This window comes from Thioalkalivibrio sp. ALJ7 (genome assembly GCF_000376865.1).
GTDB lineage: Bacteria > Pseudomonadota > Gammaproteobacteria > Ectothiorhodospirales > Ectothiorhodospiraceae > Thioalkalivibrio.
In genome coordinates, this window is sequence record NZ_AQXQ01000012.1 from 261,603 (window position 1) to 287,409 (window position 25,807).

24 protein-coding genes and 2 pseudogenes are annotated in these 25,807 nt (G+C 65.0%); 15 read left to right on the forward strand and 11 right to left on the reverse strand.

The features are described 5' to 3' along the window. Window positions 1-553: 553 nt before the first annotated feature. The gene (locus D002_RS0109875) at window positions 554-1,645 is read left to right on the forward strand and encodes a tetratricopeptide repeat protein (protein WP_018141760.1); all 1,092 of its coding nucleotides are present in this window, start codon (window positions 554-556) and stop codon (window positions 1,643-1,645) included. Between the two features lie 247 nt (window positions 1,646-1,892). Here the strand turns inward: D002_RS0109875 and D002_RS13145 are convergent. Further along, window positions 1,893-3,956, reverse strand: a pseudogene (locus D002_RS13145) (S9 family peptidase). A gap of 179 nt (window positions 3,957-4,135) precedes the next feature. Further along, entirely contained in the window at window positions 4,136-4,543 is a 408-nt protein-coding gene (locus D002_RS0109885) for a rhodanese-like domain-containing protein (RefSeq protein ID WP_018141763.1), read from the reverse strand. Between the two features lie 188 nt (window positions 4,544-4,731). Here D002_RS0109885 and D002_RS0109890 point away from each other — a divergent pair, with 188 nt between their 5' ends. The 4 genes and pseudogenes from D002_RS0109890 to D002_RS0109905 all read left to right on the forward strand — a co-directional run bounded on the left by D002_RS0109890 (window position 4,732) and on the right by D002_RS0109905 (window position 6,955). Continuing rightward, window positions 4,732-5,358, forward strand: coding sequence for an alternative oxidase (locus D002_RS0109890; protein ID WP_018141764.1), 627 nt, complete (start codon window positions 4,732-4,734; stop codon window positions 5,356-5,358). Window positions 5,359-5,383: 25 nt separating this feature from the next. Further along, window positions 5,384-6,175 (forward strand): annotated as a pseudogene (locus tag D002_RS13150) (methyl-accepting chemotaxis protein); the annotation flags it as partial. 111 nt (window positions 6,176-6,286) lie between these two features. Beyond that, window positions 6,287-6,565, forward strand: coding sequence for a hypothetical protein (locus tag D002_RS0109900; RefSeq protein WP_018141766.1), 279 nt, complete (start codon window positions 6,287-6,289; stop codon window positions 6,563-6,565). A gap of 87 nt (window positions 6,566-6,652) precedes the next feature. After that, window positions 6,653-6,955: a DUF3817 domain-containing protein gene (locus D002_RS0109905; RefSeq protein ID WP_018141767.1), complete on the forward strand. Its 303-nt coding sequence runs from the start codon at window positions 6,653-6,655 to the stop codon at window positions 6,953-6,955. A gap of 258 nt (window positions 6,956-7,213) precedes the next feature. Here the strand turns inward: D002_RS0109905 and D002_RS0109910 are convergent, their stop codons facing one another. Further along, window positions 7,214-8,545, reverse strand: coding sequence for an ethylbenzene dehydrogenase-related protein (locus D002_RS0109910; RefSeq protein WP_018141768.1), 1,332 nt, complete (start codon window positions 8,543-8,545; stop codon window positions 7,214-7,216). A gap of 293 nt (window positions 8,546-8,838) precedes the next feature. On the opposite strand from D002_RS0109910, the gene D002_RS0109915 reads away from it, so the two are divergent. From D002_RS0109915 to D002_RS0109930, 4 genes are all read left to right on the forward strand, one after another. Then, window positions 8,839-9,186, forward strand: a complete 348-nt coding sequence (locus tag D002_RS0109915) for an antibiotic biosynthesis monooxygenase (RefSeq protein ID WP_018141769.1) — start codon at window positions 8,839-8,841, stop codon at window positions 9,184-9,186. A 78-nt stretch (window positions 9,187-9,264) separates the two neighbouring features. Next, the gene (gene mscL / locus D002_RS0109920; protein ID WP_018141770.1) at window positions 9,265-9,666 is read left to right on the forward strand and encodes a large-conductance mechanosensitive channel protein MscL; all 402 of its coding nucleotides are present in this window, start codon (window positions 9,265-9,267) and stop codon (window positions 9,664-9,666) included. A 60-nt stretch (window positions 9,667-9,726) separates the two neighbouring features. Continuing rightward, a complete protein-coding gene (locus tag D002_RS0109925; protein ID WP_026181652.1) occupies window positions 9,727-10,674 on the forward strand; it encodes a daunorubicin resistance protein DrrA family ABC transporter ATP-binding protein in 948 nt (315 codons plus the stop codon). A 17-nt stretch (window positions 10,675-10,691) separates the two neighbouring features. After that, on the forward strand, window positions 10,692-11,459 hold the full coding sequence (locus tag D002_RS0109930; protein ID WP_018141772.1) for an ABC transporter permease: 768 nt from the start codon (window positions 10,692-10,694) through the stop codon (window positions 11,457-11,459). A 48-nt stretch (window positions 11,460-11,507) separates the two neighbouring features. Here the strand turns inward: D002_RS0109930 and D002_RS0109935 are convergent, their stop codons facing one another. The 5 genes from D002_RS0109935 to D002_RS0109955 all read right to left on the reverse strand — a co-directional run bounded on the left by D002_RS0109935 (window position 11,508) and on the right by D002_RS0109955 (window position 16,155). Then, a complete protein-coding gene (locus D002_RS0109935; RefSeq protein WP_018141773.1) occupies window positions 11,508-12,548 on the reverse strand; it encodes a GGDEF domain-containing protein in 1,041 nt (346 codons plus the stop codon). Between the two features lie 379 nt (window positions 12,549-12,927). Continuing rightward, on the reverse strand, window positions 12,928-13,428 hold the full coding sequence (locus tag D002_RS0109940; RefSeq protein ID WP_018141774.1) for a DsrE family protein: 501 nt from the start codon (window positions 13,426-13,428) through the stop codon (window positions 12,928-12,930). A gap of 58 nt (window positions 13,429-13,486) precedes the next feature. Further along, window positions 13,487-13,978 carry a DsrE family protein gene (locus tag D002_RS0109945; protein ID WP_018141775.1) on the reverse strand — a complete coding sequence of 164 codons (492 nt, stop codon included), beginning with the start codon at window positions 13,976-13,978 and terminating at the stop codon, window positions 13,487-13,489. A 27-nt stretch (window positions 13,979-14,005) separates the two neighbouring features. Next, a complete protein-coding gene (locus D002_RS0109950) occupies window positions 14,006-14,617 on the reverse strand; it encodes a TetR/AcrR family transcriptional regulator (RefSeq protein WP_018141776.1) in 612 nt (203 codons plus the stop codon). A 221-nt stretch (window positions 14,618-14,838) separates the two neighbouring features. Then, window positions 14,839-16,155 carry a rhodanese-like domain-containing protein gene (locus D002_RS0109955; RefSeq protein ID WP_018141777.1) on the reverse strand — a complete coding sequence of 439 codons (1,317 nt, stop codon included), beginning with the start codon at window positions 16,153-16,155 and terminating at the stop codon, window positions 14,839-14,841. Window positions 16,156-16,269: 114 nt separating this feature from the next. Between D002_RS0109955 and D002_RS0109960 the strand changes: the two genes are divergently transcribed. The 6 genes from D002_RS0109960 to D002_RS0109985 all read left to right on the forward strand — a co-directional run bounded on the left by D002_RS0109960 (window position 16,270) and on the right by D002_RS0109985 (window position 22,844). Continuing rightward, window positions 16,270-16,503 carry a hypothetical protein gene (locus D002_RS0109960; protein WP_018141778.1) on the forward strand — a complete coding sequence of 78 codons (234 nt, stop codon included), beginning with the start codon at window positions 16,270-16,272 and terminating at the stop codon, window positions 16,501-16,503. A 67-nt stretch (window positions 16,504-16,570) separates the two neighbouring features. Further along, complete coding sequence (locus D002_RS0109965; RefSeq protein ID WP_026181653.1) at window positions 16,571-18,073, forward strand: diguanylate cyclase domain-containing protein; 1,503 nt, start codon at window positions 16,571-16,573, stop codon at window positions 18,071-18,073. Between the two features lie 95 nt (window positions 18,074-18,168). Beyond that, the gene (locus D002_RS0109970) at window positions 18,169-19,461 is read left to right on the forward strand and encodes a TlpA disulfide reductase family protein (RefSeq protein WP_026181654.1); all 1,293 of its coding nucleotides are present in this window, start codon (window positions 18,169-18,171) and stop codon (window positions 19,459-19,461) included. Window positions 19,462-19,565: 104 nt separating this feature from the next. After that, window positions 19,566-20,114, forward strand: coding sequence for a heme NO-binding domain-containing protein (locus D002_RS0109975; protein ID WP_018141781.1), 549 nt, complete (start codon window positions 19,566-19,568; stop codon window positions 20,112-20,114). Beyond that, complete coding sequence (locus tag D002_RS0109980; protein ID WP_018141782.1) at window positions 20,107-22,053, forward strand: bifunctional diguanylate cyclase/phosphodiesterase; 1,947 nt, start codon at window positions 20,107-20,109, stop codon at window positions 22,051-22,053. Before D002_RS0109975 ends, D002_RS0109980 begins: the two co-directional genes overlap by 8 nt. 116 nt (window positions 22,054-22,169) lie before the next feature. Continuing rightward, complete coding sequence (locus D002_RS0109985; protein ID WP_018141783.1) at window positions 22,170-22,844, forward strand: rhodanese-like domain-containing protein; 675 nt, start codon at window positions 22,170-22,172, stop codon at window positions 22,842-22,844. Between the two features lie 350 nt (window positions 22,845-23,194). Here the strand turns inward: D002_RS0109985 and D002_RS0109990 are convergent, their stop codons facing one another. The 3 genes from D002_RS0109990 to D002_RS0110000 form a co-directional block, all read right to left on the reverse strand. After that, window positions 23,195-24,457, reverse strand: coding sequence for a redoxin domain-containing protein (locus tag D002_RS0109990; RefSeq protein ID WP_018141784.1), 1,263 nt, complete (start codon window positions 24,455-24,457; stop codon window positions 23,195-23,197). 72 nt (window positions 24,458-24,529) lie between these two features. Further along, complete coding sequence (locus D002_RS0109995; protein WP_018141785.1) at window positions 24,530-25,108, reverse strand: NUDIX hydrolase; 579 nt, start codon at window positions 25,106-25,108, stop codon at window positions 24,530-24,532. A 1-nt stretch (window position 25,109) separates the two neighbouring features. Further along, window positions 25,110-25,724 (reverse strand): BMC domain-containing protein, encoded by a 615-nt coding sequence (locus D002_RS0110000; protein WP_018141786.1) that lies wholly within the window; start codon window positions 25,722-25,724, stop codon window positions 25,110-25,112. Window positions 25,725-25,807 lie beyond the last annotated feature (83 nt).

Below are 25,807 nucleotides of genomic sequence, written 5' to 3' on the forward strand. Positions count from 1 at the left end.
CGAATAGGCCCTTGCGGGTCAAGACGTGGCATGGTGCGACGAAGACGAAGACACCCACGTTCTCCGCCCCCGTCATGGCGAGGCCCCGCAGGGGCCGTGGCCATCTCCGAATGCAACCCCAAACGTCCGCCTCTGTCAGCGCCGGGGACATCCACAGAGATCGCCACGGCGCTGCGCGCCTCGCGATGACGGTGTTTGCTTCTCCGTCGTGATGAAACCTCGCAGGGGCGACGAAGACGAAGACGAAGGCACCCACGTTCTCCGCCCCGTCATGGCGAGGCCCCGCAGGGGCCGTGGCCATCTCCGAACGCGACCCCAAACGTCCGCCTCTGTCAGCGCCGAGGACATCCACAGAGATCGCCACGACGCTGCGCGCCTCGCGATGACGGTGTTTGCTTCTCCGTCGTGATGAAACCTCGCAGGGGCGACGAAGGCGAGGACCCCTATCGTTTCCGTTCCGCAACGTTCGGTCAGCGCCCGGGGTTGCTTGCGGCCAAGTGTCCAGACTGTATGCTCGGGCGCTCCGCAAACACTGCCAGCGAGAACCACCACCATGGGTACGCCTGACAACTCCCCGGACCTGGAACAGCCCGAAGGCCCGAGCCAAGCCGATCAGGACGGCTTTGCCGCGTTCGAACGGGGCGACTATCGGACAGCGGGGGAACTGTGGGCGGCCAGTGCCGAGGCGGGCTCCGCCTGGGCCCAGTTGGGTATGGGGATTCTGTATGCCGATGGCCTCGGGCTGGATGTCGATGCCGAGCGTGCGCGCGGGTACTGGGAGCAGGCCGCGGCGCAGGGACTGAGCGATGCCAGCTTTAACCTGGGCGTGATGGCGGAGAAGGCCGACCCCGCCGATACCGAGGCGGCCCGACACTGGTACCGCCATGCGGCCGAGACGGGTCACATCGTGGCGCAGAACAACCTGGCCGTGCTGCTGCAGAACACGGGCGACGAGGCTGCCGCCACCGAAGCCGTCCAGTGGTGGAAACGCGCCGCGGAGCACGACGACCCCGACGCCCTGAACAGTCTCGGTGTCGCGCACCAGCAAGGCAGTGGGTGCGCCCGCGATCGGACCGCCGCCGCCGAGTACTACGCCCGTGCCGCCGAAGCGGGACACCGCGATGCGGCCTTCAACCTCGCCCTGGCCCTGGAACAGGGCGACGGCGTAGCAACGGACATGACCGGGGCCGCCCACTGGTATCGGCAAGCCGCCGAGGCCGGGGACCCGGACGCCGCCGCCCGCCTGGGCAACCTCTGCCGCGACGGCAACGGCACGCAGGAAGACCTGACGGCGGCGGCCCACTGGTATCGCGCCGCGGCCGAAGCCGGCCATCCCCAGGCTCAGGCGAATCTGGGCGTCCTCCTGGAACGGGGGCTTGGGGTGACGCAAGACGAGTCGGCCGCGGCCGCCTGGTACCTGGCCTCGGCGCGGCAGGGGCTGGCCCCGGCGCAGTACAACATGGGCATCGTGCTCGCCGAGGGCCGTGGCGTGGAGGCCGACCTGCCCGGCGCCTGGGCCTGGTTCGCGCGCGCCGCCGATCAGGGCCACAAGCCGGCCGCGGAGGCCCGCGACTACGTCCACCAGCAGCTCACCCCGGAACAACGCCGCGAGGCCGAGGCGCGCAAGACCGAGAGCTCCCGCTAGTCCACCAGCGCGGGCACCCTAAGCGCAGCAAGCAGAGGCCAGCCAACTCACTACCTGTCCCGCCATGGCGCCGGATGGCTACGGATTCCACGACTACTGGCGTATGGGGCTGTCGCTGCTAGTGATGGTGACTGCCGTGCCACTCATCCCGTGGGTGTGGCCACGGCAGGGGGTATCACCGAGTCTCGGACCTGGAATACGTTCTGGCGAACGGGTGAAGCCCCCCTTCCAATGGCCCTCCCGACGCTCAGGGCGCCTCTACCGCCTCGACGTCCTGGCGCAGAAAGTCCAGGCGCTCTTGGATGGGCTCGGGGTAGTCGGCCTGTTGGCGTCCGCCCAGATGTTCGGCGAAGAAGGCCTCCAGCCCCGCGAAGAAGGCGAGACGATTGGTCTGGCCGACGAAGCCATGGCCCTCGTCCGGGGCCAGCAGGTATTCGACCGGGTGGCCCGCCGCATGCAGGGCCGAGACGATCTGATCGGACTCGGCCTGCTTGACGCGTGGGTCGTTGGCGCCCTGCACGACCATTAACGGCGCCTCGATCTTCTCGACATGGAACAGCGGCGACTGGGCCTTGAGCCGTTCGCGATCTTCCGGGTCCTCCGGATCCCCGACCCGGCCGTGCATGCGACGGATGCCCGCCTCCCAGTACGGCGGGATGGATTCCATCAGCGTGATCAGGCTGGAGGGGCCAACCATGGAGACGCCGGCCGCGTAGAGATCCGGCGTCCAGGTGAGACCGGCCAGGGTCGCGTAGCCGCCATAGGAGGCGCCGAAGATCGCGACCCGATCCGGATCGGCAATGCCTTCGTCGATCAGATACTGCACGCCGTCGGTCACGTCGTGCTGCATCACGCCGGTGCCCCATTCCTGGTTGCCGGCGTTGAGAAAGGCCTTCCCAAACCCCGAGGAGCCGCGGAAGTTGGGTTGAAACACGGCATAGCCACGGTTGGCGAGGAACTGGACCGTCCCACTGTAACCCCAGGTATCGCGGATCCAAGGGCCACCATGCGGCATCACTACGAGCGGCAGACCTTCGGCCTCCACACCGTGCGGAAGCGTGAGATAACCGGGGATCTCCTGGCCGTCTCGTGCCGTATAGCGGATCGGTTCCATCGGCGCGAGGTGCTCACGCGGCAAATCCGGGCGCCCCTCGTACAGTCGCTCGATCTCGCGTGCCTCGACGTTCGCGAGGTACACACTGCCCGGATCGGTATCGCGGATGGCCGCGACGGTCCACAGGGACTCGTCACGGGTGCGCGAGGTGAGCTCCAGCTCGCCCTCGCCCAGTTCTTCGCGCAGCCAGTCCAGATGTGCCTCGAATGCCTCGTCATGCGCGTAGATACGCTGGCGATCCCCGGTGTACACGGTGGCCAGCAGGCGATGATCCCGCTCCGAGAACATCGCACTCCCCAGATCCACTTCACCTTCGGGGTCGCGGTGGATGAATTCCTCTTCGCCCGTGGCGGGATCGAACAACACCAGTTCCACTCGGTCGCGCTCATCACCTGCATTGGTACGCAGGTAGAAACGCGCTCCGTCGGCATGGAAGTTCGCCACCGAACAGGTCTCGCCAAAGGCACAGGTGTACACAGGCTCGAACTCATCCTAGGACTTCACACGCAGGATCTCGGTGCCGGCCGCGTCGGTGGTGCGCACGGCCTTGCGCAGCTCGCCTTCGTGGAACCGCCAGCCCTCGATCTCGTGGGTATTCTTCGCCACCCGGGTCTTGTCGCCGGTTTCCAGCGAGACGCGATAGACATCGTGCAGACGCGGGTCGCGTTCGTTCAGACCGACGAAGATGGTGTCCGGGGTCGCACGCGGCACGTGAAGCACCCGCGCCTGCACGCCGTCACCTCCAGCCAGCTTGCGCGACTCGGGTAGATCGTCAGCGTCAGTCGCGTCCTCCAGTGCAATCGCACGCAACTCCAGGTTCTCGTCGCCATCGCGATCGCGCGCAAAGATCAGGTAGCGCCCATCACGTGACCAGAAAAAGCCCATGATCGAACGCTCCTCGGCTGTCAGCGGGCGTGCCGACTCCAATGGCGCGCCGCGCTCCATCAGGTGCAGGTTCATCGCACCCTCGTGGGCACTGAGCAGTGCCACGTAGTCGCCATCCGGCGAAATACGGCCGGCGGCATGCTGCGGATCACGAAAGAATTGCTCCAGCTCGAGCAGCGGCGGCGCGTCGCCACGAGCCCATGGGCCCTGATCGACCTCCACGGCCTTGGCCTCGACCCCGCGTTCCGTCGCACTCGCGGCGGGGACGCCGACGACCAGCGACCCCAGCGCTACCGCGAGGGGCAGACCCATCCACCCGACCGCCGCATGGCGGAGCCGGCCCCGTTGCTCCGAATCATCCGCCGAACCGTTCCCCGTGAGCTGCATGCCTTCCCTCCCGATATGTCTGCACCAGCGACAGTCACGCCGGTCCGTGGGTTCCCCGAGTGGATACTCAACGGGCCCGGTCAACGCGCCTGGATAAAGGCCTGCTAGTCCTGCCAGCCGCGAAAACCCTCCCGCACCGACAAACTGCGGGCGTACCCCAGATCCCGCAGCAGTTCCGCAGCCCTCAGGCTGCGTCGCCCGCTGTTGCACAGGCACAGCAGGATCTGGTCCTGAGTCACGTGGTACTTGTTGATCAACGCGATGAAGTGCTGAAAATCCCGATCGTCCGGCTCGTCCGCGTCGAGCAGTTCCTGCTCTTCCTCCGTGATCTCCCTCCCCAACAGCTGTTTCAACCGGAACAGGGGGACCGGAACCGCGCCGTCCACGGCGCCCTCCAGTTCCAGTTCGAACGGCTGGCGAATGTCCAACAGGACAGCCAGCCCAATATCGACCAGTTCGCGCGACGCCGCCGCACTAATCTCCAGGTGCGGCTTATCTGTCTCGTCTACCATGCCTTCTCCTTTACGTTGCGTATTGCGCCAAGGCCACTCTCGCGGCTGCGATTGTCCATGAGTCGCGGACACACAGGGCGCTCATACTTTGTACTTTGTGAAGCGGCCCCACGACATTCCAGATTGCGGGTTCTACGCTCGTTGGATAACCGCCACCAGTAACGATGCACGGCCCGAGGGGCATCCTGATGAACGACCAAGACATCGATCTAAGCCGTCACCACGAACCCCGCGATTTCTCCGATCGCGCCGCCAGGGGTTTCACCTCGCTCATGCGATTCTTCGCCGATACGTTCTTTGCCGGTCGCTACGGACACCGCGCCGTGGTGCTGGAGACGGTGGCCGGCGTCCCCGGCATGGTGGGTGCGACGCTACAGCATCTGCGTTCACTGCGACGCATGGAAGACGACCATGGCTGGATTGCCAAATTGATGGACGAGGCCGAGAACGAGCGCATGCACCTGCTGACCTTCGTCGAAATCGCCTCACCCAACTGGCTAGAACGCCTCCTGATCATCCTGGCTCAGGGCTTCTTCTATACGTTGTACTTTATGATTTACGTGGTCTCCTCACGCACAGCCCACAGGATCGTCGGTTACTTCGAAGAGGAAGCCGTCGTCAGTTACACCGAGTACCTGGAGGAGGTGGAATCCGGCGCGATCGAGGACCTCCCCGCGCCGGACCGCGCCATCCAGTACTGGCAGCTTGCGGAAGACGCCCGCTTGTCCGACGTCATCCGCGCCGTGCGCAACGACGAGGCCGGCCATCGGGACGTCAATCACGGCTTCGCCGACTTGCTGAGAAAGAAGACCTGACGTGACCCATCCACAGGGGAGAACCTTGTCCGCGGTCGGCGCGCAGACCGACGGCAACATCGACCAGCAGCGTTCGCAGACCGAACAGGTCTCGACCCCAATGAACGAGATGGCGGCGACGGTTCAGGAGGTCGCGCGCAACGCCTCCGATGCCGCCTCCTCCAGCCAAGGGGCCGACCAGGAGTCCCGCACCGGCGGCGAGGTCGTGCGCACGGTGGTCAGCGACATCGGTCGCCTGTCCGGTGAAGTCGCCACCATCGAAGAGACCGTGCGCAACCTGGACGAGAAGGGCCACCAGATCGGCTCGGTGCTGGACGTCATTCGCGGCATTGCCGAACAAACCAACCTGCTCGCCCTGAACGCGGCGATCGAGGCCGCCCGGGCCGGCGAACAGGGTCGTGGCTTTGCCATGGTCGCCGACGAGGTCCGCACCCTTGCCTCGCGCACCCAGGACTCCACCGCCGACATCCAGGCGATGATCGAGGCCCTGCAGGCGGGCACCCGCAACGCGGTCACCGCGATGGGTCGGGGACGCGAGATGGCCGAGGCCACCAGCAACGATGCCGAGCGCGCCGGCCAGGCGCTGGAATCCATCGTCCAGGCCATCGGCCGAATCAGCGACATGACCACCCAGATCGCCAGCGCCGCGGAAGAACAGAACGCCGTGGCCGAGGAGATCAACCACAACATCTACGCGATCAACGACATCACCGGCGACACCGCCAATGGCTCGCGCCAGACCGCGACTGCCAGCCAGGAGGTCGCGGATATCGCGTCGCGCGTGCGCGACCTGGCCTCCGCCTACCGCATCGCCTGATCCCCACGCAGGCGGCCCAGGCCCGGCCCGCGCCGCGGCGGCCATCGGACCGGGCTTCCGGGCACAACGACCATGGCGGTATAGTCGTCCGGCGTTTACCCGGGAGGTCGCATGAGACTCTGGTCGAAGTGGAAAAAGGGCGGCACGCTACTGGCCGACGTGCTCAAGCGTAACGGTGTCGATCCCAGGGCGGCGGCTGCCAAGGAGGCCTTTCGCCAGATCCTGGACGATGCGGAGGCGGCGGCCGATACCCGCCTGAAAGACGAGCAGGCCGACGGCTCGCTATCCCCGGACGAGCGCAACACCCGCTGGGAGGCGCTGTTCTTCGAGGAGATCCGCACCCGGGCCAAGGGCTACGCACAATCCGCGCGCAACCAGCGCAAGGACTAACCCAACCACACTGCCGGGTCCATTTCGTGGCGCCTTTCGCACTTCGTGCTACCCTCCGCCGCGTTTCCCGATCCACCGGTCCCGCCCATGAAATTCTTCCGCCTGATCAGCGTTCTCGAGGGTTTGTCGCTCATTACCCTGCTGTTTATCGCGATGCCGCTGCGCACCTACGCGGACATGCCTCTGGCCGTGACCTATGTCGGCTGGGTCCACGGCATCCTGTTCATCGTCTACGGCGCGGCGTCGGTGATGGCCAGCCACCTGAGCGGCTGGCCGGTTTGGAAATGGCTGCTGGTGCTGTTCCTCGGCGTGGTGCCCTTCGGCTTTCTCTACGTGGACTACCTGATCCGGCGCGAAACCGCCCCCAGCGGCAAGGCCGAAACAGCCTGACACCCGTCATCACCCCGGCCGCAGCAAAGCGCAGAGCCGGGACCTCCCGCGCCGGCATTGCCCGGCGACCAGGCCTATCCCTGCGGCCGAGACCCCGGATCACCGCTGCGCGGTGTCCGGGACGCCGAAGGACGGGAGACCCGACGTCAGACCGTGTGCCTTACCCTGCGCGCCGGGTGGCGCGAGGGCGTCGGACGCGCCCCTGTTCTGAGCGCGCCTGTTCTGAGCACACACGGCGCCGATCCGCGCCGGTTCGGCTCAGTCCGCGTCGTGCAGGAGCTGCTGCTCCATATCGACAATGAAGTCCGGCAGGGTGTCGAGATCGTGCTGATCACGCACACCCTGCTCGCCCTCACGCACCAGCTCGCGGCCAGGATGGTTGTCGCTGTGCAGGAACTGATAGGTGATCTGCCCGGGGTAGAACACCTCGACCTCGGTCCATTCCAGATCAGCGTCGTCCAGATCCCCATCGACGCGCCGGGCCACGATGTCGGCCTCCCCGTGTTCCAGCCCCAGGGTCATCGGCAACGAGACCAGGTGCCAGCGCGCGCCCACGGCACTGTGAACCGCGAAGGCGACGTTGTAGGACTCGCCAGGTTCCAGGGTCTTGCTGTCACGGTCATTGGGTGCCTCGAGCGAACGGGTCAGTGCAATCCGCCAGGCGCCGTCTTCGTAGCCACCATCGGCACGGATCGCGCCACGGCTGCCGCTCGGCTCTTGCAGGAACCGTTGCGGGATCACGTCGCCTTCCTGCCAGTCGTGGTCCGGATCAAAGGCGACCGCGTTGCCCTCGTGGATGTAATAGGCGTCGTCCTGCCGGTACTCGCGGGCGATCAGGGCCTCCCACTCCAGGGCGGGGGCTCCGACCTTCTCCGGATCGAACATCCAGGCGGGCTGATCGGCGTCATTGTCCCAGTTGGTCGTGAACATGCTGGTGCCCTCGGACGACAGGCGGTAGTGCAGCACGTAATTGTTGTCCGCATAGCCCATCGGATGGCTGCGGTGCGACCGCCACTGCCACAGGTCGAGGAAAACGCCATCGGACTGCAACTGATCCAAGGCGTCATCATCGGCAACTTGATCCCAGGAGGTCTCTTCCGGATCGTCCGTGACGCGAGTCTGCGGGAGGTATTTGCGGACGTCACTGCGCCCGAGGTCGCCACCCAGTTTGGGGTGCTCGCGAACGGCATCCGCGTCCACCTCGGAGGTCAGGCTGCGCATACCGTCATGCGCGGTCATCCACCCGCCCATGCGGTCGAAACCTTCCACCTTGCCGTCGTCCAGCATCATGGAGATCCGGTCCTCGTACAGGCCGTGCTCGTCCGGCCCCGGGCCGCCGGAGCCGTAGCGCACCCACTCACCATCTTCGTAGCGCCAGACCTGGTGATACCAGCTGGGGGTATCGGTCTCGTACTCGTAGTGGATGCGGAAGTCTTCGTCGTTATAGACCGCGGCGACCCGCAGAACCGCGCGGGCATCCTCTTCGGCGGGAATAAAGACATTGCGATCGGTGTCCACGAGACGGGGTTCGGCCAGCGCCAGAGCCGGGCAGGCGGCGGCGACCGCAAGGGCCATCAGTGATTTTTTCATGTGGCTCTTCCTATATATGGATTTGAAGATATTTTGAACTCCCTACGACCACAAGGGAATTAGCAGGTTCCTGCCGGGTGTCCCGACATAGATCACGGCCAGAGGCCGTGCAGCGCTGGCATCCGCACCCGGCCGGACCCGCACACCCTCGAGGCATCCTCACCCAAGGAGACCTAGGAAACACTGATCGATGAGAGGCTTTGCGCCCGAGCATCCGCAGGCGGGCGTGGCCACACCTTGCGCCTGCGCGCGTGCTTTAATCGGCTCCTCGTCTTTCTGAAAGCGAAACCGCCATGATTGCCGTGATCTTTGAAGTGGAACCGCACGCCGAGCACAAACAGGACTACCTCGATGCAGCCGCCCAGCTGCGCGAGCATCTGAAGGAAGTGGAGGGCTTCATTTCCATCGAGCGTTTTGAAAGCCTGAGCCAGCCCGGCAAGGTCCTGTCGCTGTCGTTCTGGCGCGACGAGGATGCCGTAAGCCAGTGGCGCAATCTGGAAGAGCATCGTCAGGTGCAGGCGGCCGGGCGCAGCGGAATCTTCGCCAACTATCGGCTGCGCGTGGCCGAGGTCGTGCGGGATTACGGCCTCCACGACCGCGAGCAGGCGCCGGGCGACTCACGCAACGCCCACGGCGCCTAACCCCTGCGACCGTCGCCCTGCGCACCAGCCCCTGCGCTGGACTATAGCTTTTGCTTTGACGATGCGAGGGAGATGGACATGGGCATGGTGAACGAGTTCAAGCAGTTTGTAGCGCGCGGCAATGTGATGGATATGGCCGTGGGCGTGATCGTGGGTATCGCCTTCGGTCAGGTCGTGGCTTCACTGGTGGGGGATGTACTGATGCCACCGATCGGCCTGCTGATCGGCGGGGTCGATTTCTCGGAGCTGGCGTTCGTGCTGCGTGAGGCGGAGAACGGTATGGCCGCGGTGACCGTCAATTACGGGATCTTCATCAAGCGCGTGGTGGATTTCCTGATCATCGCGGCCGTAGTGTTTGCGGCCATTAAGATGATCACCCGATTGCAGCACAAGGAAGAACCGAAGGCCGCGGAACCCGCCGCCCCCAGTAACGAGGAAAGACTACTGGCCGAGATCCGTGACCTGCTAAAGACACGGTAACGCGGCAGGCGCCCGGACGGCCAGATGGATCCCGATGCAATAGCGGCTCAGGAGGAACGTTTGGGCAATGCCATCGAAGTAGAAGGCCTGGTACGCGATTTTGGCGGTACACGGGCCGTGGACGGTGTCGACCTGCGGGTGCCAACGGGGCGCGTGCTGGGCCTTCTGGGCCCCAACGGGGCCGGCAAGACGACCGTGGTGCGGATGCTCGCCACGCTGCTGACGCCCACCGCCGGGGCGGCTCGGGTGGGCGGCTTCGACGTGGCCCGCGAGGGCGCACGGGTGCGCGAGATCATCGGCCTGACCGGCCAGTACGCCTCGGTGGACGAAAAGCTGACCGGGCGCGAGAATCTGATCCTGATCGGACGCCTGCTGGGCCTGAAGCGCCGCGATGCGCGGGCCCGCGCCGATGAGCTGCTAGCCGATTTCGACCTCCGCGAGGCGGGGCAACGCCCGGCGCAGACCTATTCCGGCGGGATGCGGCGGCGGCTCGACCTGGCCGCAAGCCTGGTCGGGCACCCGCGCATCCTGTTTCTGGATGAGCCTTCCACCGGCCTGGACCCTCGGGCCCGGCGCGACCTGTGGGATCGCGTCCGCCAGCTTCAGACCGACGGCACCACGGTGCTTTTGACCACCCAGTATCTGGAGGAGGCCGATGCCCTGGCCGACTCCATCGTGGTGCTGGACCACGGCCGCGTCATCGCCGAGGGCACGGCCGCCGAGCTGAAGGCGCGGGTTGGCGGGCGCACGCTGTTCCTGATGGTGGCCCAACCAGAGCAGGCGGCGATGGCCGCCGAACGAGTGGCCACGGTCACGGGCGGCATGCCGGTCGTGGAGGGCGAAACGATCAGCGTCCCGGTGTCGGATCCGGGCCTGCTGCCCGCCGTCCTGCGCGACCTGGATACCCAGAATATCGAGGTGGCGGAGCTGGGTCTGCGCGGCGCCAGCCTGGATGATGTATTCCTGTCCCTGACCGGACGCAGCGGCGCCAGCCGCGAACAGCCCTAGGGCGCGGAGGACGCGGCATGAACGCGATCGATCAGACCCTGGCGCTCGCCTGGCGCAGCCTGGTTCAGGTGCGCCGCAACCCGTGGGAACTGGGCGACTACAGCATCCAGCCGATCCTGTTTCTGGTGCTATTCCTGTTCGTGTTCGGCGGGGCCATCGCCGGCTCGCCGGAGAACTACCTGGCGTTCGTGCTACCGGGCGTTATCGTGATGAACATGCTGTTCGTGACGGTCTATGTCGGCCACGGCCTGAATACGGACCTGACCCGCGGCGTGTTCGATCGCTTTCGCGCCCTGCCCATCCCGCGCTGGGCGCCATTGGCCGGACGCATCCTCGCCGACGTGGTCAAGCAAGTACTGTGTATCGCGCTGCTATTGATCGTCGGCTTTCTGCTGGGCTTTCGTCTGGAGACATCCTGGGCCCATCTGCTGGCGATGGTCGCGCTGGTCTTGAGCTTCGCGGTGGCGTTTTCCTGGGTGATGGTGCTGGTCGGCGTGCTCGCACGCGACCCTGAGCATGTGCAGCTGTTCGGCTTTACCGCGCTGTTCCCGATCACCTTTGTCAGTTCCGCCTTCGTGCCGGTGGATACGATGCCCGGATGGTTGCAGGGCTTTGTGCAGGCGAACCCGGTGTCGCTACTGGCCGATGCCGCCCGCGGCCTGATGAACGCCGACGGCCCCGCGCTGGAGCCCGCCCTTTGGTCGTTGGCCTGGGCCTTAGGGATCGCACTGGTGTTCGCACCCCTGTCGGTCTATGCCCTGAACCGCCGTCTGGCGCGCGGGTAGCACAATCCATCCTCCGACCATGGCCTGCTGCTCCCCGCCGCGGCCTATTCAAAACAGCTCAATCTCACCCGGCTGGATCGTGGACCGCTGGATCGCGCCGGCGGCGACCAGGCGGTCGTACAGGCAGACCTGGTTCTTGCCGTTGGCCTTGGCGTAGTACAGGGCCTGATCCGCCTCGTCCAGCACGGCACTGGCGGTCTTGTAAGGACGCAGTTGAGTGACCCCGATGCTGGTCGTGACCCGGCCGACCCGCGGCAACGTGTAGTCGGCGACGGCGCGCTGCAAACGCTCGAAAGTCGCGGCGGCCATGTCGGCACCCGCCATTTCGGCCAGCACCACGAACTCCTCCCCGCCAAAGCGGTAGATCAAGTCATGCTCGCGGAAACTCTGCTGCAACAACCGCGCCAGCAGAATCAATACCTCGTCACCGTACACATGGCCGAAGCTGTCGTTGATCTTCTTGAAGTCGTCGATGTCGATCACGCCGAGCCAGATCTGAGTCTCGTCGGGGTTGGGCTCCTGGCGGCGATCTTCGACCAGACCCGGCCGATGGACACTGCGCTCCAGCGTGGCCAGTTCGCGGAAATTGTCGTCGAAGGTCTTGCGGTTGAGCAGGCCGGTCAGCTCATCCGTCTGGGCATCGTCAATCAGGCGCACGAAATTGCGATACACGGAGAGGAAGCTCTGCACCAGCAAACCATCGAGCGACTCGCTGGCTTCCTCACCCTCGAACGCAAATGCCAGACAGATACTGAACTCGTTGAGCCCGGACATCGGAAAGACCGACACGCGGCGGCCCGCGTCGTCGATATCCGCAACCGCCTCGCCGGTCCGCAACGCCTGCTCCAGCAGCCCGTCGGGCAGGGGCTGATGGCTCCGATCGAACGGGACCGTGGTTACGGCATCGTGCTTGCGGTCAAAGGAGTGCAAGCTCTTGGGCCGGCCTTCGGCATCCAGCGCAATCGCCCAGATATGGGCAGACTCGTAGATGCCGTCCAGCGTCTTGAGAAGACTGCATTCCAGACGCTGGGCATTGCGGATGCCCGTAAGGTGGGCCAGGCCCTCAAGCAAATCGCGACCGCTGGTCATGGCGCTGATCTCGTCGGGTCGGAGGAGACCGCCGGCGTCCAGAATCGATCATTCGCCGCGCCAACGGTGCGAAATCAATTGGGTGCACGACACCGTGTGTGGCATTGCGCATGGGTGGTGGCACAACCCGGCTAGGTCATGGCGGGCCGGAACCACCTTTCGCGCAGTATGTTACCGCAAAAATAGAGCGCCAAGTCGGGGGACGTCCTGCCATTCAAACCACTACGGCATACGAGCGCCACAGGGAAGCCCTGCCCCAAGCCCCCAGGTGTGGAATCTCACGCGGGTTGGCGAACCCTTCAGCGAACCGTTGCAGGCAAAAGAGTCGCCGCATCCCTGCGACGACAAGACACACCCCGTGTGCGGGGTCCGGTCGTACTTAGTAGACCGGTACCAGGGCATAGCCCTGATTCTGGTAGCCCATGATGGCGATGAAACCGCTGCGCACCGGCTTGATCGAGTCCAGCACCTTGTCGTTGTCCACGCCGTAGGCGCGGGTCGCGGCGGCGCAGACCTCCATCTTCACGCCCAGCTCATCCAGTCGCTCAACCGCCTTGGCGATCTCTTCCAGGGTGTCACCGTGATCGATCGCGACCTCGGGCTCCGGATCGGTGGTGATGAACTTGACCGCATCGGCGATGAACACCATGCGCAGGTCGGGCTCCACGCCTTCCTTGACCAGGTTCTCGTGGTTGGTGGCGATGCCGCGCAGGTAGGCGAGCATCACGTTCGGATCGGATTTGCGCATGTCGTAGACGGCCCGCATGGTCTCGATGTCCTGGGTAGCCTCGCGGTTATCCAGGCCTTCGGCGCTCGCCTTCGAGACCAGTCCGAACGGCAGCAGAACGGCCAGCAACAGGATCAGTATTGGATTTCGCATGGTGAGATTCCTCCTATTGGGGTGGTGGTCCGTTTGTTTTGTTGTCGGACCGGGTCGGTCAGTAGATCGGGATCACCGCATAGCCCTGGGCTTGATACCCGGTTAGCGAGACAAAGGTATTGCGCACCGGCTCGATGCCGGGCAGCAGCTCGCCGTGATCCACACCGAACAACCGCGTGGCGACGGAGCAGGACTCCATATGCACACCCTTCTCCTGCAACGCCGCGATGTGGTCCTCGATGGCGTCCAGATGGTCGAACTCGGTCAACTCGAAGCGCTCGCGATCCTCGCTGACCATGGTCACGGCCCGGCCACGGAAGGTGAGGATCATGTCCGGCTCCACGCCCTGATCGGTCAGGTCTTCGAACGTCTCGCGGATCACCATCAGGTACAGCGCCATGAGCTCCGGGTCATTATTGTTGAGATCAAAGACCACACGGCCCTGATCCACGCCCTCCAGGGCTCGGGCATCGGTGGGGGCATCGGCCTGAACACTCAGCGTGGTCAACGACAGCGCGAGCAGCAGGAACAGCGAGCTAACGATCTTCATCAGGGGTTCTCCAGGGGATAAGTGGACTTACAGTGGGTCTGCCGGGGTCATGGCGATCGCACGCCAGGCGGCTTCCTGCGTCTCGTGCAGGTAGTGCTCCAGCGGGTGTTCCAGAACGCGGTCCAGGTGGAGGTGCAGCAGGCGAATCGCCCCCCCGAACGCAGCGGTGGCGGCTACCGGCACTTCCATCGGGCGCACCTCGCCGTTCTCGATGCCCTGCTCGATGCATTCGCGCATGCGCAGAAAGGGCTGCGAGGAGCACACTGGCGGCTCGTTGGGAAGAAACTCGCGGTGCCGCGCCTCCAGCACGAAGCGCATGGTCTGAGGGGCCTCGGTGGAGGCATCGAACATGAAGGCGATGATCCCGTCACAGCGCGCACGGCAGTCGCTCTCGTGTTGCATGACATCGGCCAGACCAGCGTCCATGCGCTGCAGCAGGTCGTCGTACAGGGCCTTGGCCAGCGCCTCCTTGTTGCCGAAGTGGTGGTAGATCGAGCCAATGGAGACATCCGCCTGGCGACGGATGTCGTGGATCGAGGTATTGAAATAGCCATCACGGCTGAAGCGCTCCAACGCGGTGTCCAGCACCAGCTTGCGCAGGGCTGCACCGCGTACCGAGGGCTTGGGGTTTTTCGTCATCGTCAATACCGAACCGAACGTTCGTTCTAATTTAGCGCGACGATATGGGAAATGCCATACGTTGGCCGCGTGGCATGGCAGAGAAACGGCCGAGCCCGCGCGTTACTCAGGCCCGACCGATACGCGGGAGAAGAGCCAGGCCAGGGATTGGCGGCCCGGGTTCCGGATGGAGATTGCTTCGCTGCGCTCGCAATGACGGGGTCAGCGCAACCGGATTGCGATCAGAAGTCCTCGAACTCCATGGCGCGGAACACGCGGCCGGCGTTCTGGCGGTGCAGTTCACCGTAGGTGTCCAGGTGTCGGTAGGCGGTCTGGTCGATGTTGTAGGCATCGTTCAGCGTGCCGCCCTCGTCGAGGATGCGCTGGACCTCTTCGCGCAGATACACCAGGTAGTCATGGGTGTAGCGGCGCAGGGCCTCGAAGTCATTCACCGGCTCGCCGTGGCCGGGGATGATGTAGTCCGCGCCCAGGGCCTCGAGCTTGTGCCAGGTGTCGACCCAGCCGGCGGTATCGGTGTAGTCGAAGATCGGCAGCATGCGCTGATGGAAGGCCAGGTCCCCAGTGATCAGGGTGCTGCGACCGGGTACGAAGACCGCGATATCGCCCGGCGCGTGGCCCGGACCCAGGTACAGGATCTGAATGGTCTCGCCACCCATCTCCAGATCCAGACGCGAGGCAAAGGTGATGTCCGGGATGCCCAGTTCGGTCATGAAGGCCTTCTCGCGGGTGCGATTGGCCGCCCCTTCCAGACTGGCCTGGCCGTTGGCCTCGATCTCGCGCCAGGCATCATTATGGGCGATCACCCGGGCGCCCTGCTCCTGCCAGTAGGTCATGCCCAGCATGGCGTGGCCCTGGGCATTCTCCAGCACCACGTATTCCACCGGCTGATCGGTGATTTGCTTGATCTCGTGGTGCAGCGACTTGGCCAGCAGGTAGTTGTCGCCGGCATTCATCACCACCACGCCATCATCGGTGATGATGAATGACAGGTTGTTGTTATGGCCGGAGTTCTCGTAGGTGGAGGGCTGGGTGGCGCCGATCGCGGACCAGACCCCTTCGGTGACCTTCCGCGGCCGGTCGTAGAGGAACGAGTCCCGTGCCTTGTCCAGCACGTACAGCGGCAGGCCAGCGTCCTTCCACTCGAAGAAGCCACCGGGGTAGTTGTGCACGTTGGTGTAGCCCATCTGCTGCAGGGTCTGCGCGGCGGCGACGCTGCGCAGGTTCTGGCCACAATAGACGACAATCGGGGTGTCTTTGTCCGGGATCTCGCCGCGGACCTCGAACTCGATCCAGCCGCGCGGAATGTTCAGCGTCTCGCTGGAGCGGATCTGCCCACCGGTGTGCTCGATCTCGGTACGCGTGCGCACGTCGATCACCACGTGATCGGGCTCGTTGGCGATCAGGTCCTGCAGCCCTTCCTTGTCGATGTTGGTGATCTCGGCATTGGCCGCCTCGATCAGCCGCTCCCCGGTCAACTCTTCGGCCTGCGCGGTGCCTGTCACCGCGACCAGGGCCAGCCCCAGCCAGATCGCTCGCATCGTCTCTCTCCTTCGGTCGTTCTATCCCCTCACCATAGCCCACTGGTTGAGCCGCCGCTTGCAAGGTCTATATTCAGGGAAAGGCACACGGCCCGTCGGTCGAAGGAGCCCCCAATGAGCAACCACATGGCGGATGTCACCATCCATATCGACGAAGACACCGATCACTCCGCGCGTGAGCGCATCCAGGACGCCCTGCGCGAGCTCCCGGGCGTAATGGCCGCCTCCAGCCACGATGAACGTCCGCACCTGATGGTGGTGGAGTACGACCCACAACGCATCAACAGCCGCAAGCTGCTGGACACGGTCACGGCCTCCGGAGTGCATGCCGAACTGATCGGCTTGTAGCCGCCCCCACCCAGAATTCCCGCCGCCTGGCGGGACAATGCTGCCCTGGTCTGTCACCATTATCGGAATGGGGAAACAGGCTGGCATGGATCACGGCCCTGCGCGCTCGGCAAGCACGGCCTCCTGGGGTAGCGACCTTGTCGCAAGGGCACTCGCCTGGCGATTGCTGCTGCCCATTGGTCTGATCCTGACCGCCAGCTATGTGGTACTACCCCACGGGCTGTGGACTAGCACCCTCTACGTACTCCTGACGGCCGGCGCGGCCACCGCGGTAGGCGTCGCCGCACTGCGCCATCCGCGCCCCTTCGCCACGGGCGCCTGGGGCCTGATCGCCACGGCCCTGGCCCTGGCCGCCATCGGCCACGGCATCTGGTACTGGCTGGACCTGCAGGGACTGGAACCCTTCCCTTCCGCCGCAGACATCTTCTACCTGCTGGTCTATCCCCTGTTCGCCGTCGCCCTCTGGCGCCTGGGTGACCGGAACGTTCGGGCGGACGGCGCCTTCGTGGATGCCCTGATTATCGGAATCTCGGCGGCGGTGCTGGCGTGGGCCGTACTGATCGCCCCGTACGCTTACGACCCAAGTCTGAGCTGGCTGCAACTCCTGGTATCCGCCGGTTACCCGGTGGCGGACCTGATCCTGCTACCCCTGGTCCTGCGTCTGCTGTTCCTGCACCGCGCCCATCTCACCGCCCACGTTTTCTTGCTCCTGGGCATGCTCGCCTACCTGACCGCCGATCTGCTGTATGCCCATGGCAACGCCTCCGGCTGGTACGCCCCGGGCGGGTTGACGGACGCCGGCTGGCTAGTCGCCTACACCCTGATCGTGGCGGCCGTATGGCATCCCTCGGCGCAGATAGAACCCCAGGCGCGTACATCGGCGGCCGATGTCTCCGGCCGGCGGCTGCTCGTGCTGGGTGCGGCCGTGGTCCTGGTGCCAATGATCATCCTGTTCACGGCTGGTGACGATATGGAGACCATCCGCGGCGCCGCGATTGCCTCCATCGTGATGTTCGTGCTGGTCCTGTACCGCATGGCTGGAATGCTCCGCGAGAGCCATCGGCAGGCCCACCGCCTGGAGCACCTCTCGCGCACCGATCCACTGACCGGGGCCGGCAATCGCCGCCAGCTGGAAGAGCAACTGAGTCGAGAGATCGCCCGCGCCGAGCGCACCCAGGGCCCACTCAATGTGGCGCTGCTCGATCTCGACCATTTCAAACGTTTCAATGATACCCACGGCCATTCCGCCGGGGATGCCCTGCTGCATGAGATGGTGCATGCCTGGCGTCCCAACCTGCGCCCCACCGATGTGCTGACCCGCTTTGGGGGCGAGGAGTTTGTACTGATCTCTCCCCACATCGACACCCAGCAGTGCGACCAACTGCTGCAACGCTTGCGGGCGGTCGTCCCCTATGGTCAGACCTTTTCCGCCGGTATCGCCAGCTTCCACGCAGGCGATACGCCGGATGACCTGCTGGGTCGAGCCGACCGGGCGCTTTATGCGGCGAAGAGCAGCGGACGTGCCCGTAACGTGATCGCCGACGACCACGCCGCGCCTTCCTCGAACTAGGAGAATGGATTACATACCCCAAGGAGCAAATCCCGGCATTCGCGCGTCTACTCCGGAGACCTGACGACCAGAAGGCCTGTTGCATGCCCCATTGGATGACCACCTCGCTCCTGCTAACCCTTTCCTCTCTCGCGATCACCCCTTTCGCCACGGCGCAGGATGCCGACACCCCCACGGGCGCCGTCGAGTCGGCCACCACCATCGCGGCGGGGGATGGCGACATCCCGGTTGAACGTTACCGCGCGGACGGCGATGCCGTGCTGCTCTGGTTCCCGTCCGAGCACGGCGTGCAGGACGGTCACCGCGATCAGGCCCTGGCCCTGCAGGCTGCCGGGATCGAGGTCTGGCTGGTCGACCCGTTCACCGGGCACTTCCTGCCGGAGGCGGCATCCAGCTTCAACGAGATGCCGCTGGCCACTGTCCCCGACCTGATCGAGGCGGCCCACGACGACACCGACCGACCCCTTTTCGTCTTTGGCCACGACCGCGCCATGCCCTGGCTGCTGACCGGCCTCTACCAATGGCAACAAGCCCATCCGGAAGCCGGACACCTCGCCGGGCTCCTGATGGCCAGCCCCTATCTGCACACCGGAGCGGACACCGACGCAGCCGAACTGCAGGCCATCGTCGAGCTCACCAACCTGCCCGTGTATATCCTGCAGCCTGCCCTGTCGCCCCAACGCCAGCATCTTGGACGCATCCAGGCGGGACTGTCCGCCGGCGGCAGCAGCGTAGGCGCACGACTGCTGCCCGAGATCCGCGACCGCTTCTTTTTCCGGCCCGACGCCACCCCCGAGGAGCGGCTCGCCAGCGAGACCTTTCATCGAGAAATCGTGTTCGGCATGGACCTGCTCACCCGCCTGCCCCACCAGCGCGTTCCCGCCGTGGCCGCGGCGGGCACCGACCTGACCGTGCGGACACCCAGCGGCAGTGATGCACAGCTGAGTACGCTGGACGAACCGGTGGATGCCCCGCCATTGGAGCACCCCGATCTGGCGGGCGACCTGCAACGTCTGGAGGACTACCACGGCGAGGTGATCCTGGTGAACTTCTGGGCCAGCTGGTGCCCCCCTTGCGTACACGAAATGCCGTCCATGCAACGCCTCGAAGATGAACTGCGGGAAGACGGATTCCGCATCCTCGCCGTCAACCTGGGCGAGGACGAGGACACCATCCAGCGTTTCATCGAAGACGAAGTTCAAACCGATTTCGCGATCCTGCTCGACCCGGAACAAGACTCGCTCGACGACTGGCGTGCAATGGCCTTTCCCACCAGCTACGTGATCGACCGCCAGGGCCGGCTGCGCTACTACCTGTTTGGCGCCATCGAGTGGATGGAGACCGGCGTCATCGAACAAATCCGCGAACTGCTGGACGAGGGGGCCTGAACCATACCGCGCAAAGCCCCTGCGATTCGCACCTGTTTGCCCACCGGGTCAATGCTTTACTCTGCACACAGCATTGTGCTGCCAAACCACAGGGAAGCCCACGCATGAAGGGAGTTGTGTTTAATGTCCTCGAGGAGATCGTGACCGAGCACTACGGCACGGACACCTGGGAGGACCTGCTCGATCATGCCAAGCTCAGCGGGGCCTACACCTCGCTTGGCAACTACGACGACACCGACATGCTCAAGCTGGTAGAGGCCGCCAGTGCCACAACCGGCATGGACGAAGCCACCTGCCTGCGCTGGATCGGCCGCGAGATGCTGCCGCGCTTCGAAAGCATCTACCCCGGCGTATTCGAGGACTACCCGGACACCATTGCCCTGTTGCGTGCCCTGAACGACGTGATCCATCCAGAGGTGACCAAGCTGTATCCAGGGGCCATCGTGCCCATATTCCATTATCACAAGGTCGCCGAAGACCAACTGATGATGGAATACGACTCCCAGCGCCAACTGTGTTCCCTGGCACACGGACTGATGCTCGGTGCCGGGGACCGCTACGGCCAGACGCTGCGCGTCGAACACCACGAATGCGTGCACCGGGGCGATGCCCGCTGCCTGTTCGATATCCGCGCCGAGGGGTCCATTGGCTGATCCGGCCACCCCCGGCGATTCCCTCGCCTGGCGTCGCCTGGAGCGGCGCTTCGCGCGTGAACGCACGGCCCGCAGCGAGGCCGAAACGATCGCCGAAGACGCCACCCGCCGGCTCTACCGCGAGCAGATCAAGCTGGAGGCCATACTCCAGGTCGCCACGCGCGCGAATGAAAGCAACGATATCGAAGAGACCACTCGCCAGGGGCTGGCCAGCCTCACCGAGCATACGGTGTGGAAGTGCGCCCACATCTTCTATCGCGACCCATCAGACCGGCTGTCGGCCGTGGCGTGGGTGGATCATCTGGCCGGCTCGGATACATCCCGTGAAGCCCCCTGGACGACCTGCGGCCAGGAACTCCTGAATCAGGCCAACGGTGTGCGCTGCGAGTTCTTCGACGAACCTCCTTTTGCCGCTGGCGCCTCGGCTAGCGGCCACGGTCTCCAGCATTGCTGCATCTGCAGCATCAGCGTGCACGGTCGCTGTTTCGGACTTATCGAGGCCTTTTCCAACGTCCCGGATCGCGATCAGGCACTCAGCCGCGAATTCTTCGAAGGCATCGCCCAGACCTTGGGCTATGTATACAAGCGCGAACACGATCGCCGCATGATCGAACACATGGCCTATCACGACCCCCTGACGGGGCTCGGCAACCGTGCCCAGCTATTCGACCACTTGGATCTGGCGATCCGCCGCGCACGGCGCGAGCAGCACAAGGTCGCCGTCATGGCGATCAACGTCGACCGCTTCCGTGACATCAACGACAGTGCGGGTACACGCGCCGGTGACGCCTTTCTGGTGGAACTGGCACAACGCATCCAGTCGTCCATACGCGATATCGACACCGTCGCCCGGCTGGGGGGCGACGAATTCATGATCGTGTTCGATGGCCTGGGCGATTCCGAAGACATCACCACGCTGGGCCAGCGCCTGTTGCGCAATCTCACCCCGGAGGCGCTGAACGCGAAGAGGGCCACGCAGACGCCGACGCCGACGCAAAGCGCCGGTGTCGCGATCTACCCGGACGATGCCCGCGACGCCGAAGGTCTTGCCCATTGCGCGGAGACGGCCATGCAGCGGGCCAAGGCCGAGGGTGGCGACCGCCTGGTGGCCTACGACCCGGCGCTCGCGCAGCGCAACGAACAGCGCCGGCAACTGGAACAACAGGTGCGTGCCGCTGCGGAACAAGGCGCATTTGCCCCGTATTACCAACCCCTGGTGGAGCTGCCTTCCGAGCGCGTGATCGGAGCCGAGGCCCTGCTACGCTGGCAGATGGCGGACGCGCCGGGGCCCGATGTCTTCATTCCCATCCTTGAACGCCTGGGGCTGATGCACGAGGTGGGGACCCAGGTACTACGCACCGCCCTGCAACATGCCTCCCAGTGGTTGAATGAAGGCCGTGACCTGCAACGGATCTCGGTCAACGTGTCCCCCGTCCAGCTACAGGATGACCGCATCCTCGACACGCTCGATCAGATCCTGGCGGAAACCGGCCTGCCCGCCGATCGGGTCTGTCTCGAAATCACCGAGAATGTCTATCTGGAAGGCGACGAACACATCCGCACGCGCATGGCCGCACTGCGCGCACGCGGCATTGCGATTGCACTGGACGACTTCGGTACCGGCTACAGCTCGCTGGGCTACTTGCAGTGGCTGTCGCTGGACACCCTCAAGATCGACAAGAGTTTTGTCTTCGGAGTCGCCGACCAAAAGCACCACCTGAACCTGGTGCGCTCCATCATCGGGATTGCCGAGGCGCTGGAGCTGGCGGTAACGGCCGAAGGCATCGAGACCCCCGAGATCGCGCGCCTGATCGCCGCGCTCGGCTGCACCTACGGCCAGGGCTACCACTATGGCCGCGCGATGCCTGCCGACGAGCTGTGGGCCCGCCTGGCATGGCCCCGTGGCCCGGGTCGAATCCCCGGAAACGATCCTCAATAGCACCCGGCCGCTCCATCCCGGCAGCCAATCGATCCCTACCCGAATACCGGACTATTACACGCAAGCGGCCCGGCCCGACTACGCTTGAAGAAGGCACGTTTGCCCGGGAGGACACCATGAACTCGCCCATCACAATCCGACACGCTAGCCAGGGCCTGTTGCTCGCCGCGGCTCTGGGGCTCGCAGGCCCAGTGCCGGCCGAACCCGAGGTCGGTATCACCACCGACATGGCCGAGTTCGAAGTGCGCCACGGCGATGAGCGCATGACGGTCACCCGCGATCAGGACACCTTCGCGACCATCGATCTCGACTATGCGCAGATTGCACGCCCCTGTCCGCCCTTCTGCATCCAGCCGATGAACCTCGGGCGCGGGGTCGAGACCCTGGGCGAACTGGAGTTCATCGACTATCTCCAGCAAACCACGCAGCGCGACGATCTTCTGATCATCGATTCACGCACCCCGCGCGAATACCACCGCGGTACGATCCCCGGCGCCATCAACATCCCCTGGGACCGGCTGCACTTCGCGTCGGGCGCCGATCCGGAGGATGTACGAAACGTGCTGACCGACGATTTTGGCGTGGTCTTCGACGGCGACTTCTACGACTTCAGCCAGGCCAAGACACTGGTGCTGTTCTGCAACGGACCCTGGTGCGGCCAGTCCCCCACCAACATCCGCACCCTGACCAACCTTGGCTATCCGGCGGAACGCATCAAGTGGTACCGCGGCGGCATGCAGCTATGGCATGCCTTCGGCCTGACCACGGTAGAGGGCGTGACGGATGACTAGGGAGACGCTGATTGAATCGCACGTCCGCGCTCGAGTCGCTTTTACGTGCAAACAAGGCGCGGTGACTGCCGTGCAGTCACTCTGCACAAGGGAACCGCAACGCCGTGCGCGCGCCCGTTATTGATCAACAACGGGCGGCCGAGCCCGCTCTTTCAATCACTTGTCGGGTTGGCGCCCCCCGATTCTGAATGAATATGGCCCGATACTGCGTTGCGACGCTTGCGGGTAGAACCACTACCCGCTGCACGACGCGCCTTGTCTCGGAAAACAGGGGGCGCCAACGCGGACGTGCGATTCAATCAGCGTCTCCCTAGCGCGCTCGCAACGCGCGCCGGAACTCTGGCTTAGGACTACTCGTCCATCAGCTCCTGGATATCGGCCAACACGTCCGGTTCATCCCATTCGATCGCGCTGTTGACCGAATACCGGATGCGCCCTTCACGGTCGAGGATGAACGAGCTGGGGAAGGCGAATACTCGCCAGCCCGCCGCCACGCGGCCATCGAAATCCATCAATACCGGGAAATCCACCTGTACCTCGTCCATGAACGTCGCGATGTGTTCCGCGCTCTCCTGGTAGTTGACCGAGACAATCGAGAACCCCTCGCCCAGGGTCTCGGCCATGCGGTTCATCGACGGGATCTCGTGGACACAGGGCGGGCACCAACTCGCCCAGAAGTTCAACAGCACAACGTCCCCGGCGTAATCGGACAGCGACTGCTCATCGCCCAGGTGGTCGGTCAGCGTGAAGTCCGCCATGGGCGCCGCGCGATCGCGCTCCACCAGGCCACGTCCGGCCTCGACCCGAGGCGTATCCTCCGGCAAAGGCGCCGCAGTCCGGGCACGCGGAACACTCGCCAGGAGGCGCCCGGCCTGCAGCAACTGCGAGGGTAGCTGGTCGGTCGCCACCTGTTCCTCGGGCGCGGGATCGGAACGGCGCAGATAATAGAAATCCCGCACCTGAGGCACCATCTGCACGAACACCGGGCTCCCGCCCTGGCGCAGGTCGGCCAGGATGTCGTTCAGGTGCCATCGGTACACGCCCTGCGTGGGTTGCAGCAAGAAGACCGGCAGGCTAGTGGCTCGCACCACGTCCTCGCGCACCGCTGGCGCGCCCGCCACCGGGGTATCGGTTATCAGATTGGGAAACGCCAGCGCAGCGCCCAGTACGTAATCACCCTCTGGCGCGTCCTCCTGCCATTGGCGCATGCCCCGAAGCGCGATCAGGGCAGGCCGCCCGGACGCCACCAGCATCACTTCCTTACCAGTATGGGCGTGTGCCTCGCGCAACAACGCGGCCACGGAGACACCGTCCAGGCTGCGCATGCTCTCGTTCGTACGCGGGAGAAAGTGCGCATCCAGCAGGTCCACCTGCCACACCTCGACGCCGGCCGCCGCCAGGGTCTGGCCCAGGACCCGATGATTGGGGTGCTCGCCGGCCTGCGGCAATAGCCATAGATACAGGCGTTCGCCCGATGCGGGGAACACCGTGACCTCCAGTTCGACCCCTTCCGGGTCGGTGAAACTTTGGGTGCGCGGCTCGACCGCGGCAGCCGGCAGCCCGGCGCTCAGGAGCAACCACAGCCCAAGGGCCAGGGACAAGGCGGTTTTCATGCGGTAGAGACCAGCAGCTCGGGGAGGGGAACCCGACTATAGCGCGTGACAGCGCCCGTCCGGAATGCCGGGTTAGCGCCGGCTCGGATGGATATGCTGCCAGGTTCGTAGCTGGCGGGTCTTCTCCACCATGCGCCACAGCGAACGGCTGTTGTTGTAGCGCGATACGTGCTGCAACGGGACCCACAGGATGTCGTGCGACTCGTGGCTGCCGGGCACCGGCAGGTGGTTATCGATCTCCAGCAGGAAGCGCACGTCGATGTGCTCGTGCATCGGAAAATCCGGGCGGGCCGGGATGGTGTGGATATCGAGATCGAAGATGTCCTCCGCCACCAGCCGAATCTGCTCGGGGGCCAGTCCAGTCTCCTCGTGAGTCTCGCGCAGGGCCACCTGCAGGATGTCCGCCTGGCCATCGGCGTGACCACCCGGCTGGAACCAGCGGTGATGCTTGCCGTGCAGCAGGAGCAGCGCCTGCTCGCGATCCGGGCTGACCACCCACGCCGATCCGGTCACATGGGCCGGTAGCAGATCGCAATGAAAGCAGTCCGGTTGCTCGCTGACGAACTCCAGCGCCCGACGCACGAAGCCGGTCTCCTCAATGAACCGCGTCTGGTGACGCGCGAGCAGATCCAGTAGCTGGGCGCGATGCATCTCAGGTACCCGCGGGGTTGTGCAGCGCGTGGATCGCCGCGCGCGCGGCCTCGTCCACGTTGCCCTCGGTGCCAGCCAGGGTCAGACGGCCAAAGGCCCCGACCGCGCGCACATCGATGAGCGAGACATGGGCGGCCTTGAGCGCCTGGTTCGCGGCGTAGATGATGTACCCGGCCGGCTCCGCCTCAAGGATGAACATGCTCTGCTCCGGCAGAATCATGTTGCCGCGGCGGTTCTGGCGGTTGATCAGCACCGTGTGATCAGGGGTCATCCCCCGGATGGTCTCCTGCCAGGGGATGCGGCAGGGCTGACGGTCCTCCTGGCTCGCACCCAGGCGTTGCAAAAGCACCCGCCCCGCTTCCTGTACTTCGCTCTGGTCGCGGTGATGGATCACCATGGAGCCGAACTCGCGTTCCACCACCTGCTGCGCAAGGTGCACATTGGTCGCCTTCAGCGCCACGTCGGTCAGACGGTGGACCGCCATCCCCGGCGACACCTCCACCCACAGGCACGAGTCCCCCGGCACGGGCAGAAAGCCCTGGGAGACCGTAGCCATGTATTCCGCCAGCTGTGGCTGGAGGGAATCCATGTAGACGTAGGTGCGCAGCTTGATCATGAATCCGCCAATGGGGAGGCACCGATGGTTCGGCGCTTCCTCGGGCCCGTCGAACCAGGCCGCCCCCCGCCAACGGGAGGGCA